Below are 16429 nucleotides of genomic sequence, written 5' to 3'. Positions count from 1 at the left end.
GATTGTAAAATTGTATTTTATACGAATCAGTTCATATGATAATTTTAATACTTTATTTAAGTGTTTAATTGATTACTTATGAAACGTGTGTTTCATTCTTCTTTAGTGTCATTTGACTCCGTTTAACGGATTGTTTCTGTGCTAAGAGCGCCTCTAATTCAAACGTTACTTGTCCAAATCCCTTATGTATTCGTTGGCTAAATCGTGTGTTATATTCTGAAACATAACAGTAAACGGTTTTCTCTAATGAATAATCATGTGGAAATTGTTCTCTCGTTTTTGTACGTCGCTTCAGTTGTTTATTGATACTTTCGGAAAGATTGTTGGTATACAATGAAGGCCAAATCACTTTTGGAAAATGCATAAAAGAGAAGAGATTCTGTTTGTTTCTCATCTGTTTTACCAGTTTTGGATATTTAGATTCCCATTGTTGACAGAATTCACCCAGTAGCTGTGTCGCTTCCTTGATATTGGAAGCTTTGGGGATCTGTTTTAAAGCCGCTAGAACTTCTGAACGATCACTTACTCTCACTTTTGAACCCATTTGTCTCAAAAGATGGGTCCAACAACTTTGGTGTAAGGCTTGAGGGAATTCATGGGTAACGGCTTCTGCTAAACCGGTTAATTCATCTGAAACAAAGAGTAGGACCTGTTGGAGACCGCGACGTTTCAAATCTTGAAGCATTTCACGATAATGGAGCGCTGACTCTGTAGGATATACTTGAAAATCGAGTATTTTCTTATAGCCTTTCGAATCAATGCCCACGATGGTATGCACAGCTTCTTTAGAAACCGTCCCTCGTCTCACTGGGATAAAGGTTGCATCGCAATAAAGACACACATAATCAGCCTGAATCACTTCCTGACGATAAGCATACAATTCGTCTTTAAAACTGTCTGATAGATTCGAGATGGTAGCTGCTGAATAATAATGCCCATACATTTTTTCGATGAGATCCGATATTTCACGAGTCGTAATCCCTTTTTGATACATCAAAATAATCATTTGTTCGAGATGCGAATGAGACTCTTTCAGGGCTTTAACCGTTTGAATTTCTAATTCACCCAAGCGATCTCGGGGTATCTTGAGTTCGAGGGTGCCATATTCCGTCTTTAAACGCCGAGAGTAATAACCATTCCTTGAATTTCCAGAATTATATCCTTTAATATCCCATTTTTCATAATCTAAGAAGACGGTTCTTTCGGATTCTAGCAAAAGATTAACTGCATCCTCCAAGGCTTGTCTAAAAATTTCATGAATAGACTCACCTTTAGCTAGTGCTGTCATTAATTTTGTGTTAAAGTTTTCCATAAGGGACCTCCTGTAAGTGATTGTTTTGTCGTAACTACAATCTTACAAGATAAAGGTCCCTTTTTCTATGGACTTTGGAGGTTACACAAGAAATTTTACACTATGGGCTTTGCAGTTCTTGTAATAATCTGCAAAGCCAATTTTAATTATAGTATATTCTAAAAATTCATTTATTTTATCTGGAAATCCTTCTAAGTTATATTCAGTATTATAAAACGGCAGACCAAAAATATGATAATCATTATTGTCCAATAAGTTATTACTGGAACTGCTTAACTATTTATCTCTTTCTAATAAATAATTATCTTCAATGAATTCATAGAGAGGGAGTTGAGTGAGAATAAAGTTCAAAAATTATACTTTTCTAGTTATATTTTCCATTTTTTATAATTCATCTTTTTTTTAATTTTTAGACTATTAATTCACCTAGTTTATTGACTTGTTCTTCAGAAATTAAGCGTAATGAACTTATAAATTCCTCCATGTATTCCCAATCTATGAGATTTTCATCAGTTACAGGTAAAAGAATGGATTCTTTTCTCACACGATTCCAAGTAGATTTATGATCATAGCTAAATTTATGTTTTATAGTTTTTTCTAAAACTGTAGCTAAAAATAACAACATATTTTCTGATTCATGTTTTTGGTATTCATTTTTAAGTTTCATCAAAAATGAATCTCCAAGTGTAGCAGTAGGTTGGACTTGAACATAAACATCCCCAACAGCAATAGCTCCGTTAGCCACTACATCAATTGACATCTCAACTGCATTCCAATCATCAGGGCGACCATAGTACATAATTCCGTTATCACCATGCTTAGCATTGGTCAATGGTAATGAAAATTCATCGTCTTTTACCTCAGACACATCATTAGCCTTTGAAAACTTACGATCAGCTTTAAATTTAGCGGGTTTACGTTCAAATAAGTCATCAATAAGAAAGCTTTTCCAAGTTTCAATAGGAATTGGAACAAATTCTTGGTTGAGTGTTACTTTGAAACTGTTCAAGTGATTGCTAACTTTCTCATGGTGAACTTCAACGACTTCCTCCATCATCTTCCAATTAGGTTCTCCTTGGGAAGTCACTGGAAGATTTAGAACTGTTTTATCTAAAGACTTTAATCGAAATTGATTCTTATAGCTATACTTCCCTGACAAAGTTGCAGTCAACACAGCCACCAAGAATAGATTAGCTTCTTTAGATTTGTCATTAGATAGTACCAAAATATTGTCGTCACATATGAAAGGCTCATCTCTTAAAAAGACATTACCAAACATATCAATAGTAATATTGATCCCATCGTATAATTTATTTTCAACCTCTTTGATTGAGACATAATCAGCAATACCATAGTTTTCAAATCCAGCAGTAACCAATGGAATATCTCCAGAAATTCTATCTGCAACCTTTAATCGAGTACCTCTTGATACATGAGAAAAAATGCTCTCCGGTTTAAACTCTTCCCAAGAATGGATATTAATTCTCGTCATCATCCAACACCTCATCTACCGTATCTATGTTTATTGATAATATGTTATCGTTAAGTTCTGTAGTAGAATTATAGAAAACATTATCGGACATCTCTGACTTGAACTCTTTAACATCAATCCCCTGTTTAAACATTTCATAGTCCATTAAAGACCTCATAAAATCCTCTTCAAATAATTCAAACGGTGGTTCTGGTTCTTGCCATGATAAATGTTCATTCGGATCTAACCATTGAATAGTTCCATGACCTGTTTGGCGACGAATAACTTCTACCCAGTAATCTTCAATCTCCGCCCAACGATTATGAACATCTTGTCACCCTTGATTCTTAACTGTTACTAGTCCATCTTCTTCAATGTAGCAAGCAAAAATACTTTGACCACTTTGCTTAATGCCTGCAGTAAAAATGAAGACAGAGGTTGTCATACCTATTCCAAAAAAGGTAGTCTCGGGTAATTTAATAATCTTTTCAAGTCTATGCTTCTTTAAAATTTTTTTATCATTGTGCTTATCTAACTTTTTATCAGGTAAAATAAAAGCACAAGTCGTGTTAGTTGGAACGCTATCAAGTACGTTCTCAACAATTGTCAAGGGCAATTTAAAATTGTAGGTATTCGGCAATCTAAAAATGTAGGTTTTGGGCAATTTAATTAGTTAGTCATTTTTTAACTTTCCTTTTAGACGGTAGGACTTTCCAGTGATTTTAAAAATCTTCGCATGATGGACCAGTCGGTGTAAGATGGCGGCGGCTATTTCAGTGTTCTGGAAAAGCTCACCCCAGCGGGACAGTGTAATATTTGAAGTGACCATGGTTGTTTTCTGCTCATAACGCAAGGTGAGTAATTGAAAGAAGAGGTCAGCCTCAACTTTTTGAATAGGCAGATAGCCAATTTCATCAATAATTAGTACATCATACCGTACGTATCGTTTGATCACTCGTTTGATTGTGCCTTTCTCGTAAGCCGCCCGCAGGCGCAAAAGGAGCTCATGACAACTGATAAACAAGGTCCGATGGCCCTGTCGACAGGCTTCAATACCTAAGGCAATGACGAGATGTGTTTTGCCGACTCCGGGATTGCCAATAAAAATCAAATTCTCGTTCTTTTCTAAAAAACTGAGCGACTTTAAATCAAGGATCTCTTTTTTATTGATGCTGGGCTGAAAATCAAAATCGAATTCGTCTAAAGTGGTTCGTTTAGGAAATCGAGCGCGTTTGATGACGCGCTCAACTTTCTGTTCTTCTTGAAAAACCAGCTCCTGCTCTGTGAGTTTTAAAAGAGCTTCAGTAAAGGGGATTTCTTGTTCATTTACGATATCTATATAATTTGGCACATATTCTCGCATAAAGCCTAAATTCAAGGCTTCTAGGTTGTTTAATAGTTTCTGATATGAACTACTCATCGGTTTCGTCCTCCAATAAATCATATAATTTCATACTTTGTCTAATGTGTTCCTGTATTTCGTCTTCTTTGTGGCTCATGGCTTCTGATTTTAAGATTTGTACCAGATCCTCTTGATGGTTATTCAATTTTTTTGTGGTTCTCTGGTGCGAACGAATCCGCTCTCCGTTATAATAGAAGTGCACGTGCTCTTCGTTTTCGAAAAGTTCGACTTCAATTTCTTTTCCGATATAACGAGGGTCGACAGAGTACTTACACTGACGGAAATTGACCATCGCCTCATTGGTGACTTTACGGGTAATAAAGTCTTTAAAGTAAGGTTTCAAAAGGTCTTTCTTCAATTTGTGTAGGTGCTCTTTTTCATTCATCTCCCTTCGGAGATTGGGAATCTCATTGGTCGCCTGGCTCACTTCTGAATTCATTTCTTCACATAAATCATTGACGATATGGATTAAATCCACGCTGTCATAGAACTCGTGATTATAGACACGCAATCATTCAACTGCTCGTGCTAGTGCTTCGACGCTGCCTTTCGTTTGTGGTCGGAAGGGACGACAAACCATCGTCCGAAAACCGGCGTCTTTACTGAAGGCATAAAACCGCTCATTCCGTTGCGCTTTTGAAAACTGTGTTCTTGAATGATCCACGACCGTCTTCATATTGTCGAACCAGATTTCTTCAGGCACACCACCGGTGTAGTAAAAGGCGTCATTTAGGCAAGAAAATAAGGTATCTTGTTTACAATCAAAGGTAAGCGTGATATACCTCTTCTTTGAATAAGGCAGTATGTGAAGAAAAATGTTAAACGTAAAGATTTCTCCTTGATTGCTGATCACTTTCATTTCTTCTTTCCAGTCCACTTGGGCCGACAGGCCAGGAGTGTACTCAATTCGTACCGTTGCTTTCTTAATTTTCTCTTGCTTAAAGGACCGACAATGACCGACAATATTGTTTGACTAAACTGTAACTCCCATCAAAACCTTTCTTCTCAATAAATTTAAAAATACTATACGCACTACATTGGTCTTTCAGTTTCTCTTCAATCGTTGCTTTATAAGGGTCCAGTTTACTTGGCCGCTTCTTCCTCTGTACCGGTCTTTTTCCTCCTTCTAAAGGTTCATGATAGGCTGCTTTGACTGCTCGGTAATCACAGCCATATTGTTTCGCTAACGCGGCATAATTGGGTTTGATACCATCTATCATATGTTTCTTCACTCCTTCTCAAATATCTTTTCTCATCCTGATTCCTCCATTTCTGAAAAGGGGATAAGAAAAGTATATAAAAAATGTAGGAAAACCAACAATTTTAAATTGCCGATTTCCTACATTATATAATTGCCTTTTACAGATCCGGATATTCTTCCAATAGCCAGTCCTCAATTTGAGCAGCCGATAAATCGCTGTGCTCCTTCAGCCACTCCAGAATTATGTCTGCGTAAGGATCTAATTTCTTGGCTCGATTTTGTAAAGTATATGTCCATTCGGACATTTACTTAAAGTCCTTTGCCAGATATTTCCTCACCGTGTCTCGATTCACTCCAACTTTTCGTTCAATTTGACTTTTATTGAATCCCAATCGATGTAATCGATGGATTTCATGATAAATACTCATCTTTTTTTCGTTCACCTCTTATCCTCCAATTCAATTGATACTGCAAAAGTATAACTGAATTGGTTCTTTTTTTGGAATAAAGTGCCGAAACTTATCTATCAATAATTGCTGAATCTAATTTAGCATTAACAAGTGATTATCACTCTATTGTTCATGTCGCTGGGATTGCACATAATTCTTCTGATAAGTCACTTGAAAGTTTATATTACGAAGTGAATCGTGATTTATCAGTTCAAGTTGCCCAAAAAGCCAAGAGCGAAGGCGTTCCTCATTTTGTTTATATGAGTAGTATTATTGTCTTTGGAACAAAGGAAGCAGTAATTACTAAGGAAACATTACCTAATCCGGATAATTTTTATGGTGATAGTAAGCTCCAAGCTGAACAGCTGTTAGAAAAGTTACAGTCTGAATCGTTTAATATAGTGTTTGTACGTCCACTGAATACTGCGGAGCGAAAGCTCCAGCTGTGCGGACTTTAGCCCCGACTAGTGCGATAAATAGCCCCAATAGTGCGGGGGCCCACACCAGATTGTACTGTGGTTACTCGAAGAAACCTCACTTATTTGTGGTAAGGCTCATTCTGAACTACTGATCACAATTATGACTAGCTTTTAAAATCAGCTAGTGAATCCGTATTAGTTTGAGCTGTGGTTTTACGTAAAAACCTCATTTATTTGTGGTACGCATGATGATTAATAATTCGAAAAGATCGATAAATTTGTTCCATTAACACTAAACGCATCAATTGGTGAGGCAATGTAATTCGACCAAAGCTAATCGAATGGTCTGCGCGTTTTTTAATGGCTTCGGATAAGCCGAGTGACCCTCCAATTACAAAAGTCACTTTACTATCACCATAAATAGCATATTGTTCTAAGGTGCTCGCTAACGCTTCAGAAGTTATCAACTTACCTTCGATGGCTAGCACGATCAGTCGTCGGTTCGCACCCACCCGACTTAAAATCCGTTCTGCTTCTTGTTCAAGAATTTGTTCTTTTTCGACTTCGCTCGGTTGATCTGGCGTTGGTTCATCGGGAACTTCAATGATGGAGACTTTCGCATACGGTTTCATACGTTTCATATATTCTGCGATGCCTTGTTTTAAATATTTTTCTTTAAGTTTGCCTACTACAATAATTTCAATATTCATTGCTTCACGCCCCTTTGTCTATAGTATACCTTATCTTGCCAACGCTTTGCGAACCCCTTTTCACTTGACGCTGTGGATAAGTCTGTTCATATCCATATTTTCTGTGTAAAACAAGTTGAAAAATGTTTATTTTTTAGTGAAAAAAAACTTTTTTTCACAAATAGAGTCCATTTCTCTGTTTTTTGTATAAAAATATCCACAGAAACCGAAGTTCCTGTGGATAACTTATTATCCGATAATCTCATCTTCTGAGTTAGGTTGTTCCCCACCGTCATCTTCAACCGGATACATTGGCGATGAATCTTGATGATTTAATTTATTCGTTAACGTAACTTCTAATTGCATTTCTTCACCTTCACGATAAATCGTTAAGGTCACCGTATCACCAACTTGATATTGATATAAAATTCGTTTCAAACTTTGTGAGTCAGTCACGGGTTCACCATTTAAGGCAGTAATAATATCCAATGCTTCTAATCCTGCTTTATCCGCAGCAGATTGAGATTGTACATTGGCAATTAAAGCTCCTTCTGTGACCGTTTCAGGTAAGTTCAATTCTTCTTCCAAACTACGACGGCTGAAACGATTTAAGTTATAAGTTCCCACACCTAAGACTGGACGAATCACTTCGCCGTGCTCTTCTAGCATGCTAATAATGTGTTTCACTTCATTACTTGGAATCGCAAATCCCATCCCATCAATTTGTGAAGAGGCGTATTTGCTGGAGTTAATTCCCATTAACTGTCCTTGCGAGTTAACGAGCGCTCCTCCGGAGTTACCTGGGTTAATCGCTGCATCTGTTTGCATTAGGGTCATTTCCCAGTCTTGTTGACCGTCCCCATTAATATCTACCGGAATCGAACGGTTAAGCCCTGATACAATCCCTTGCGTCACTGAAGATGCAAAGCGTGAGCTTAAAGGTGAGCCAATCGCAATCGCCGTTTGACCTACTTTTACTTCATCTGAATTCGCAAATTCAATTGGATTGCCAACTCCCTTAGCAGAAATTTTTAGCACGGCCAGATCACTAATTTGGTCCGATCCAACGACTTCCGCTTCATGTACGGTACCATCGCGTAACTCGACTTCAACTTGATCCGCCCCGGCAATCACGTGGTTATTGGTTACGACATAGGCAGTATCTCCGTCTACTTTATAGACAACACCACTACCTGTACCAGCTAGGACGGGTTCTTTTTGAATATCATTAATTTCTAGACCATCATTGCCCCAGAAAATATTCCCCATTTGTTGATCGCGTTGGTAGTTATTCACCGTCACAACGGAGTCTTGAACTTGATCAACTACACCGGTAATGGTACTTTCAAAATCAGATAAGCTTGCTTGTGAATGGACATTGCGAGGTTGAACCGGATCTGTTAATCCTAGACCAAACAATCCAGCCACCACTAATACGGCCAGTGTCCCTAACATCCCTGCACAAATATTTTTCCACCATTGAATATTTTGTTGTTGATTTCGCATTGTGAATCCCCTCTTATCTATTAATTAACTAAAACTAATGTAACACGAAAATATGAATACATTATGAACTATTTAAGAGATATTCGAGTCATTTTGTTAACAAAATATGAATTAAATTCGGCGCAATCCAGTTGCCTGATCAGGGTGTGTCATATAAAGACGCATGGAATCGGTCGTAGAATAATCATGCTGGTGCAAAATATACTCCATCGATTTCATCGCAATTTCTTTTGTATTATTATCACGACTTAAGTGCCCTAAATAGATAGACTTGGTTTGGTTCCCAATCAAATCGACCATCGCTAAGGCTCCATCCTCGTTGCTCAAGTGTCCTTTATCACCTAAGATCCGTTGCTTCAATGACCAAGGATAGCGTCCTGATCGGAGCATCTCCAACTCATGATTAGATTCAATTAAATAGGCGGACGCATTTTTTAACTGGTCGCGCAATCGATCACTCACATAACCCGTATCAGTCAACATCACAAATTGTTTCTTTGCTTTCTGAAAGGCATAGAATTGCGGTTGAATCGCATCATGACTGACCGGGAAACTGATAATATCGATGTCTCCAATCGTTAACATTGTATCGGTTTCAAAGAGGAAGCAGAGCTCTGGATCGATTTTACCTAACGAAGGCATCATTGCATCCCAAGTCCGACGGTTCGCATAAATTGGTATATGATAGCGTCGTGCTAGCACACCAAGCCCATGAATATGGTCTTTATGCTCATGCGTCACTAAAATTGCATCGACATCTTTCAAACTACGGTCAATTTGTTGAAAAAGCCCCTCGATCTTTTTTCCACTCAAGCCAGCATCGACCATTAAACGAGTTGTGCTTGATTCAATATACGTACAATTACCACTGCTGCCACTCGCTAATACCGAAAATTGTAGCGAATCCAATTCGACTGTAGCAACCTTCGAGGACGAGCCGAGTTTTAGACTATTTAAATTACTGATCATTTCATCACTTCTCTCATTCTTCATCTTTATTATACAAAAATCTTCTCTAAACTGCTAATCGATGGTGGCTCATTAGAAAAGGTGAGCTTTCACTTGGAAAACTCACCTTATGGGTTTTTAAACATCCTTTATTTAGAAACCACTGGCTCCGCCGCCACCACCGCCGCCGCCAAAGGAGCCCCCTGAAAAGCCTCCACCGAAGCCGCCGGTGTTTGATCCAGTATATTTACTTGAAACAGGTTTTGGTGCGGCGTCCGCAATCGATTGATTAATCGTTGGTCGAATGACCTGATTAATCCAATAAGGATTACGATAGAAAACAAGCGGCATATGCATTTCTGTCTGTAATTCTTCAATATGATATTGCTGGTTCATGGCTTCAATCACTTTATCTGCCACATTGAGCGAAACTGCATAAGCCAAATACTCTTCCCACAATGGGAGGGAGGCTATTTCACGCATTCGCATATTACCAATATCGTCTAACATATTCGCAAAGCCCTGCCATTCTTTGATTTGCTTATCTTCTTCGTAAGAACGAATGGGTTTTGCGGCAGTCAAAATCATTAGGATAATCGCAGCGATTGCATTTATTGCAAAATAGAAACCAATATATTGGAGCCAATTTGCTAAAGGTGAGTCAATCACCCAAACAAGCATGAGCACACATAAGCCAATAGATACAAATACATTAAACATTGCTAAGCTTATGGCAACTTGTCTTTCAGCTGGAGCTTGACGTTGTTTTTCACCGACCGCTGAGACATAGTTGCTGAACTGATTCCATAGACGATTTTTAGTGCGAGCAAAGTGCGATTCTTTGCGAATTCGATCTTCGATATCACGTAAAATAACCGGCTCATCATCAGGTAATAAGTAATCATAGACATATTTCTCGTGTCGTTCGAGCTGATTGTATCTTTCCTGAGTCAAATGCGACGATGGGCTGATTCGGACCGTCTGAGAACGTCGACGGAAAATTTTTCCTTCTTCACGGTCAACTTCTTCAATCATTATATAACCCTTTCGTGCCATATCGATAATCGTAGCCGAGAAATCATCCGAATTAGGTTCATTACGCAAAACGGTCGTTGCCATAATCGCCGGTGTTAAATCAGCGGGTAATGAATAGACATGATCTGGAATATGAACCGGATTCGGATTCAAGCGACGTTTCCGTGAAAAATAATAATAGCCCACGTAAATCGTAAAGAGTGGCGCAAGAGATAAGGCCAATAAGCGACGCATTAAACTACGTTGTTTTGCTTCGCGACGCTGGAGATCCGCTTCTACTTGCTGATTCTCCTTCTCAATAATTTGCTCTTTCATCGCTGCATCCACTTTGTTTGGATTATTCGGGGTTAATGATGTTGGGAAAATCGCACGTAAACCAATCAGTTGATTCGGTGGATTATTCGGCACAGTCACCTCGATATAACTTCGATCTTCTGTTCGAGGATAGACTTCTCCTTCATAATGGCCGTACGCCCAGGTTCGAAAGTCTTCAACTTGATTTACTTTACCAGGAAGCTCAATAATCGCATGATAATCGTAAGCGGAGTCGAATTGATCTCCTGTCAACGCCCAGTAGAGTTCAGCTGTATCAGAATAGTTTGTGACTAAATTTTCTAGCGTATATTCCATTAAAACGCGGACTTGTTCGTTTTTTGCTGGATAGAAAATTTGAAATTTTAAAAGTTTTCCATCATCCGACGTTTTATAAGTTCCTTCTCGACCATTTAAACCTTCGCTTAAATACGTCACATCTCCTTGTTCATCCACAATCCCTACGCGGTAATTTGTTAAGTTATGTTGATCATGATCGATTGTAATATACATCCCATTCATAAATTCGACGTCATACGTATAGATTTCGCGGAACGTCATATGACCTTCCGAAGAGATTTCTCCCTTCATTTCAATCTGATTCATATCAAAACGAACTTCTTGCGCATGGATCGCTGTCAGCCCTACTTGCCATAAAAGACATAAAAGAATCGGAATTATTTTAAATGGATTGCGTTTCATACATTTCAACTCCTTCTATACTTAGCTGATTTGTCTTCGTTGAATTACAGTTCCTCGGATTGCATCTACAGTAATGGTATAACGTCCATTTTGATTATCATAAACGACTTGCCATGCGGGTGAATACACATTAAATTTATCCAATTCTTGTGATCGATAATACGTGAAAACCGAATAATGAATTTGTGAACCGTCAGGAATTAATGTCTCAGCTCGACGGTCAATCACTTCGATGGCTTCGCGTTCAGTAATCATGCGACTTTTTTGCTTCAAAGCGGTAATATCTGCTTGGAAGGTTTGAATATAGCCTACCATATTATAGTTCTCATCTAAATTAATTTGAATTTCTGCGGTTCCATCGGTAATGGGATTGCCATCATATGCCGTCATTCGAATATAGATGGTTCGCTGACTGTTGACATACCAGAAATTTCGATAGTATTGACCGCCAATAAACATTTCTGGATCCGATAAATAGTTATTCGTTAAGAGGGTCCGGTCTTCTTCAGACAATCCCGTCGTTTGATCATTTAAATTCAAGTTTAACTTAACAGGCTCATCAAAGGTACTTGTAAGAGTCCCTTCACCATCAACAGAGGCATTTTGATTGCTAAGCTGTCCAATATTTGCTGCTAAATAATTATTTTTGGAAGCAACGACATAAGGGACTTCTTGCGAGTCGGATTTTAACTTAGGATAAGAGATACCTCTAGCACTCAACTCTTGTTCGATGGTTAAGTTTCTAGCTGTAGCATTATACGTTGAAATCGTATTGATTCGTGCGAAGAGCATAAAGATTAGATAAATATCAAATAGCAAAAACGAGATAATCAGTGCAATTTGAATTCGTTTAAAGTCCATTACGCTTCCTCCTCTGCCTCTTTTTGGAACCAATAATCAATAAAGGTTTCGCTCATCACTTCGTCGTAAGTATAAACTTCGCCGCGATACTCAAAGAACCATTGGGGTGTTAGCTGAACTTTACGGAAATTCTCCATATCTTTCTCCCAGTAATACCCTATAAAAATCGCATCAAAGCTCCCTAGCATCATATTATATTGTTGAATATTATTGAGCAACTGCTCATGATTATCTAGCGTCACTTCTTGAAAGAGTGAGTCGATAAAAATATTTGGAAATAACGTTGGCTGTTGATAGCGATAAACATCACCGCTCCGGTCATTTCTTAATTGAAAGGTAATTTCCCCATAATCGGCTTCTTTCGATCCGCTGCGAACTGGAAGCCCATTGACCAATCGCCGATAGATAATATGATTATTAGCCGCTCGCTCGAGTTGTAATTCCCCTTGCCAATACTCCAATTGTTGTAAGTAGGAATAAGTATTGGTTACTTTATCACTAATGGTCCGTGCCTCTCCTTGTTCGACTCGGTTGGGTTGTAAACTAATCAACTGCTTCGTCCGATCAATATCGAGCGTGTTTAAATAGTTTTGATAGCGATAAATTGGTGCGTCTCCCGCAGGGTTGATTTCTAATAGACTGTAATCACTGTCCGGAAAAATCTGATTCACTAATAAGTTCTCCGGGACCGCTTCGAGCGTATACAACTGAGTCGATAACGTCATGGCTAATTCAGGTAAATAAATCGGCCCCCTACGCCCTGCATAGCGAATCATTGGGACGAGATTTTCTTTATTTTGTTCGGATGTTTCTTTTAAATCTTCGATTTTAAGCTGTCTAGAAAGGTGTCCAACAACGAATCGATTCGCTCCCGTATCCATCAAGTAAACATTGCCACCTTCATCAGGAATTAGAGGGATAACAATTCGGTCAATTAAAAAGTCCTCAAGGTCCCCATCTTCAGTTTCCACGAGATGATTCAACACCCCTAAAGGAATACGGTGTGGAAAGGTTAATTGTAAATGCTCAATCTCCCATAAATAATTTAAGGTTCCAGGATTGACCGTCTCATGCGAGTCATTCACGTGGATCGGGCGAGATTCAATTAATGTTTTAATCGATTGATACGTATTTTGTGAACGAACCCAATACGTTTGATCCACCATACGATAATAGATCGTTGACGGAGTAACAATATCCGAGTAACGTTGCTGAATCGGTGAATAGAGATAACTCCCCACCTTCGATTCGTCGTCCGATTCACTCACTTCAGGAGTGGTTAATCTTTGTTCAATCCCAATCAGTCTTTGAATCCCTCGAATATCGTAGAAAATAAAGTAGGACAAGCATAACCCTAAAATAACTAAAGCACTTAAAATATAAGGTAATAGTCGCTTCAAACGATTTATCATGTTCCTACCCCCAATCTTCTTCGATATCTTCAAAAGATGTCGATGGTAATGTAAAGCTGAAGTTACTTCCTTTTCCTTCTACGCTTTCAACCCAAATCTGACCACCGTGTAATTCAATGACCTCTTTAGAAATCGCTAAGCCAAGACCGCTCCCACCTTGTTCTCGTGAGCGCGCCTTATCAACTCGATAAAAGCGTTCAAATAAGCGTTCAGCGTCAGATTTCGAAATTCCTAAGCCTTCATCAATCACACTCACTTTTACATAACCTTGCTCTTCTGATAGTCTGACCGTCACGGTGCCGCCATCTGGTGAATACTTAATCGCATTGTTCAGTAAGTTATCAATCACTTGAGTCATCCGGTCTTGATCGATATCCACGTAGATATCACGCGGCGTAAACTCGCGAACAATTTGATAGTTCTCTCCGTTTGGATCATTGGCAACGGTAAATTCTAAGCGGTCTAAAATAAAATTCAGCACGCGCTTTAAATCGACATAATCTTTATTTAAAACAATCTGTCCACCATCAATTTTGGAAAGATCTAATAAGTTCGAAATCATTCGAATCATCCGATTACTTTCAGACTCGATAACTTCTAAGAAATGAGGGGCGATTGATTCATCTTGCCAAGCGCCTTCAGCCAGAGCCTCAGAGTAACTTTTAATACTTGTGAGTGGCGTTCTTAGCTCATGAGAGACGTTCGATACAAAATCACGTCGCTCTTGTTCTGTCTTTTGTTGCTCGGTAACGTCAGTTAGGACGCAAACTAACCCTGAAATAAATCCACTATCGCGTTTGATAATCGAGAATTCCCCTTTATAAATAGACTGCTCTGCGTCATCTTGTACCATTAAAATTTCTTGCTCTTTACGGAACAAATCATTTAGTTTAAATTGATCCTCAATACCTAATAACTTCAAAATTGACTGGCCGTGCGCTTGATCTTCACGTAAATTAAGTAAAGATAGCGCACGATCATTCACTAGCAAGACTTTACCGCGGTGATCGGTTCCAATCACGCCGTCTGTCATATGCCGTAAAATCCCGTCCAATCTCTGACGTTCAGATTCGGTCGATTCTTGGGCATCTTTTACTTTAATCGCAAGTTCGTTAATCGTATTAGCCAATTCACCCAGCTCATCCGTTCCATAGATTGTCGCAGGATAATTGTAGACTCCCTCTGATATTCGCAAGGCTTGTTGACGCATCTCTTCAATCGGTCGTGTCAGACCTTGACTGAGGACTAAGGCAATCACAATCGCAATGACAATCGCCAAAAAGGTTGCTTGAACAAATAAATCAATAATATTATTGTTTTGCTGATACACTTGATTTAAATTGGTCTCGATTAATAAAGCGCCTAAGATACTGGTCCCGTCAGGTGTTAACAAAGGCTTAATAATTTGATACTGCGGTGTTTTCGTCTCATTATCATACGATTCTAACTCCATCATCGAACGATTTAAAATAACGTTGCGAACTTCCGGCTCCGTCGTTTGAGTTCCAATCAAACTCAGCTCCGATCCTTGATTGGTCGCAATAATCGTCTCTGAATTATTAACCACATTAATTCGAACGGGCAAAGTCGATGTAAAGGTATCTAAAGTCTGATTGAGTTGGACATAAGTCTGTTGACTATCTTCCGCATTATTGACCATTACATTGACCACGTTATTCATTAAAAAGTCCGCTTGCGTATTAATTTGAGCTTTCGTTTGATTAATCGTTTGAGATTCTAACTGGTCAATAAAAAATACCCCAATAAACTGAAAGCTAATCAGTAAAATAAATAAAAACAGGAGAGGTATTTTAAAGTAAATCGATTGATAGAAACGAAACCGTGTTTTTCTCATAAAGTCACCTATTATCTTCTTATTACAAATAATCTTCCCTTAATTTTTATTAATAGTCAACCCCGTAGAATCAATCTACGGGGCTAATTATTTGCGACAAATTAATTGTCGCCATTTTGATTTTTTAAGTAGTAGCCTACGCCACGTCGCGTTAAAATATAAGTCGGATGGCTTGGCTGATCTTCAATCTTTTCACGTAAACGACGAATGGTAACATCGACCGTTCGCACATCACCAAAATAGTCATAACCCCACACTGTTTCTAATAGGTGCTCACGGGTCATCACTTGTCCGATATGTTGCGACAAGTAGCTAAGCAGTTCAAATTCACGATGGGTCAATTCAACATCTTCCCCATTTTTAGTGACAGTATAGGCATCTTGATGAATGACTAAATCACCAACTTCAATATCATTCGGACGTTGCTCAGATGCTTCGTTAAGAATCGCAGAATTACGTCGTAAGTTTGCTTTGACTCGAGCAATCAGTTCTCGATTTGAGAAAGGCTTTGTCACATAATCATCTGCGCCCAGTTCCAGTCCAAGCACTTTATCAATTTCTGAGTCTTTTGCCGTCAACATAATAATGGGAACGGCACTCTCTTTACGAATTTGGCGACAGACTTCAAGTCCATCCACTTTCGGTAACATAAGATCCAAGATAACAAGGTCTGGCTGTTCTTCATTGAATGTCTCAATCGCATCTTCACCGTCAAAGCTAGTTAATACTTCAAATCCTTCATTTTTTAAGTTGAAGCTAATAATATCCGAGATTGGTTTTTCGTCATCGACTACTAAGATTCTTTTCATTCCGTGCCCTCCTTATCTGGGACATATACTTCTAATCTATTATACC

At 38.6% G+C, this 16429-nt stretch carries 14 protein-coding genes and 1 pseudogene; 1 reads left to right on the top strand and 14 read right to left on the bottom strand.

The features are described 5' to 3' along the window. Positions 1-76 precede the first annotated feature (76 nt). The 6 genes and pseudogenes from HMPREF9707_RS05680 to HMPREF9707_RS08960 all read right to left on the bottom strand — a co-directional run bounded on the left by HMPREF9707_RS05680 (position 77) and on the right by HMPREF9707_RS08960 (position 5691). On the bottom strand, positions 77-1312 hold the full coding sequence (locus tag HMPREF9707_RS05680) for an IS256 family transposase (protein WP_006701743.1): 1236 nt from the start codon (positions 1310-1312) through the stop codon (positions 77-79). A 409-nt stretch (positions 1313-1721) separates the two neighbouring features. Further along, complete coding sequence (locus HMPREF9707_RS08530) at positions 1722-2807, bottom strand: restriction endonuclease subunit S (RefSeq protein WP_006701742.1); 1086 nt, start codon at positions 2805-2807, stop codon at positions 1722-1724. Beyond that, positions 2791-2949 (bottom strand): hypothetical protein, encoded by a 159-nt coding sequence (locus HMPREF9707_RS08965; RefSeq protein ID WP_156790260.1) that lies wholly within the window; start codon positions 2947-2949, stop codon positions 2791-2793. The genes HMPREF9707_RS08530 and HMPREF9707_RS08965 overlap by 17 nt, the downstream gene beginning before the upstream one ends. A 507-nt stretch (positions 2950-3456) precedes the next feature. Next, positions 3457-4203 carry an IS21-like element helper ATPase IstB gene (istB, locus tag HMPREF9707_RS05665; protein WP_006701740.1) on the bottom strand — a complete coding sequence of 249 codons (747 nt, stop codon included), beginning with the start codon at positions 4201-4203 and terminating at the stop codon, positions 3457-3459. Further along, positions 4196-5405, bottom strand: a pseudogene (istA, locus tag HMPREF9707_RS05660) (IS21 family transposase). The gene istB and the pseudogene istA overlap by 8 nt, the downstream one beginning before the upstream one ends. Positions 5406-5544: 139 nt before the next feature. Next, positions 5545-5691, bottom strand: coding sequence for a hypothetical protein (locus tag HMPREF9707_RS08960; protein ID WP_006701737.1), 147 nt, complete (start codon positions 5689-5691; stop codon positions 5545-5547). 224 nt (positions 5692-5915) lie between these two features. Between HMPREF9707_RS08960 and HMPREF9707_RS08755 the strand changes: the two genes are divergently transcribed. Then, the gene (locus HMPREF9707_RS08755) at positions 5916-6293 is read left to right on the top strand and encodes an NAD-dependent epimerase/dehydratase family protein (protein WP_083857182.1); all 378 of its coding nucleotides are present in this window, start codon (positions 5916-5918) and stop codon (positions 6291-6293) included. A 191-nt stretch (positions 6294-6484) separates the two neighbouring features. Here HMPREF9707_RS08755 and rlmH read toward each other — a convergent pair whose 3' ends face one another. The 8 genes from rlmH to yycF all read right to left on the bottom strand — a co-directional run bounded on the left by rlmH (position 6485) and on the right by yycF (position 16383). Further along, positions 6485-6964: a 23S rRNA (pseudouridine(1915)-N(3))-methyltransferase RlmH gene (rlmH, locus tag HMPREF9707_RS05650; protein WP_006701735.1), complete on the bottom strand. Its 480-nt coding sequence runs from the start codon at positions 6962-6964 to the stop codon at positions 6485-6487. A gap of 228 nt (positions 6965-7192) precedes the next feature. Next, positions 7193-8449 (bottom strand): S1C family serine protease, encoded by a 1257-nt coding sequence (locus tag HMPREF9707_RS05645; RefSeq protein WP_006701734.1) that lies wholly within the window; start codon positions 8447-8449, stop codon positions 7193-7195. A gap of 111 nt (positions 8450-8560) precedes the next feature. After that, positions 8561-9418: an MBL fold metallo-hydrolase gene (locus HMPREF9707_RS05640; protein WP_006701733.1), complete on the bottom strand. Its 858-nt coding sequence runs from the start codon at positions 9416-9418 to the stop codon at positions 8561-8563. A gap of 132 nt (positions 9419-9550) precedes the next feature. Beyond that, positions 9551-11446, bottom strand: a complete 1896-nt coding sequence (locus HMPREF9707_RS05635; RefSeq protein WP_006701732.1) for a DUF2207 domain-containing protein — start codon at positions 11444-11446, stop codon at positions 9551-9553. Positions 11447-11467: 21 nt separating this feature from the next. Beyond that, positions 11468-12307: a two-component system regulatory protein YycI gene (locus tag HMPREF9707_RS05630; protein ID WP_006701731.1), complete on the bottom strand. Its 840-nt coding sequence runs from the start codon at positions 12305-12307 to the stop codon at positions 11468-11470. After that, entirely contained in the window at positions 12307-13719 is a 1413-nt protein-coding gene (gene yycH / locus HMPREF9707_RS05625) for a two-component system activity regulator YycH (protein WP_006701730.1), read from the bottom strand. Before yycH ends, HMPREF9707_RS05630 begins: the two co-directional genes overlap by 1 nt. Before the next feature lie 4 nt (positions 13720-13723). Then, a complete protein-coding gene (gene walK / locus HMPREF9707_RS05620) occupies positions 13724-15574 on the bottom strand; it encodes a cell wall metabolism sensor histidine kinase WalK (RefSeq protein ID WP_006701729.1) in 1851 nt (616 codons plus the stop codon). A gap of 101 nt (positions 15575-15675) precedes the next feature. Then, positions 15676-16383 (bottom strand): response regulator YycF, encoded by a 708-nt coding sequence (yycF, locus tag HMPREF9707_RS05615; protein WP_006701728.1) that lies wholly within the window; start codon positions 16381-16383, stop codon positions 15676-15678. Positions 16384-16429 lie beyond the last annotated feature (46 nt).

It is taken from the genome of Falseniella ignava CCUG 37419, assembly GCF_000301055.1.
Lineage (GTDB): Bacteria > Bacillota > Bacilli > Lactobacillales > Aerococcaceae > Falseniella > Falseniella ignava.
The sequence above is the reverse complement of the archived record's forward strand: the minus strand, read 5'-3'. Positions and strand labels throughout refer to the sequence as shown.

Excerpts from the sequence above, each read along its gene's own strand:
- HMPREF9707_RS08960 (WP_006701737.1), bottom strand. The coding sequence starts at position 5,691 with ATGTCCGAATGGACATATACTTTACAAAATCGAGCCAAGAAATTAGAT.
- HMPREF9707_RS05640 (WP_006701733.1), bottom strand. The coding sequence starts at position 9,418 with ATGATCAGTAATTTAAATAGTCTAAAACTCGGCTCGTCCTCGAAGGTT.
- walK (WP_006701729.1), bottom strand. The coding sequence starts at position 15,574 with ATGAGAAAAACACGGTTTCGTTTCTATCAATCGATTTACTTTAAAATA.
- HMPREF9707_RS05630 (WP_006701731.1), bottom strand. The coding sequence starts at position 12,307 with ATGGACTTTAAACGAATTCAAATTGCACTGATTATCTCGTTTTTGCTA.
- HMPREF9707_RS05635 (WP_006701732.1), bottom strand. The coding sequence starts at position 11,446 with ATGAAACGCAATCCATTTAAAATAATTCCGATTCTTTTATGTCTTTTA.
- HMPREF9707_RS05645 (WP_006701734.1), bottom strand. The coding sequence starts at position 8,449 with ATGCGAAATCAACAACAAAATATTCAATGGTGGAAAAATATTTGTGCA.
- yycH (WP_006701730.1), bottom strand. The coding sequence starts at position 13,719 with ATGATAAATCGTTTGAAGCGACTATTACCTTATATTTTAAGTGCTTTA.
- HMPREF9707_RS05680 (WP_006701743.1), bottom strand. The coding sequence starts at position 1,312 with ATGGAAAACTTTAACACAAAATTAATGACAGCACTAGCTAAAGGTGAG.
- rlmH (WP_006701735.1), bottom strand. The coding sequence starts at position 6,964 with ATGAATATTGAAATTATTGTAGTAGGCAAACTTAAAGAAAAATATTTA.
- HMPREF9707_RS08965 (WP_156790260.1), bottom strand. The coding sequence starts at position 2,949 with ATGGACTATGAAATGTTTAAACAGGGGATTGATGTTAAAGAGTTCAAG.
- HMPREF9707_RS08530 (WP_006701742.1), bottom strand. The coding sequence starts at position 2,807 with ATGATGACGAGAATTAATATCCATTCTTGGGAAGAGTTTAAACCGGAG.
- yycF (WP_006701728.1), bottom strand. The coding sequence starts at position 16,383 with ATGAAAAGAATCTTAGTAGTCGATGACGAAAAACCAATCTCGGATATT.
- istB (WP_006701740.1), bottom strand. The coding sequence starts at position 4,203 with ATGAGTAGTTCATATCAGAAACTATTAAACAACCTAGAAGCCTTGAAT.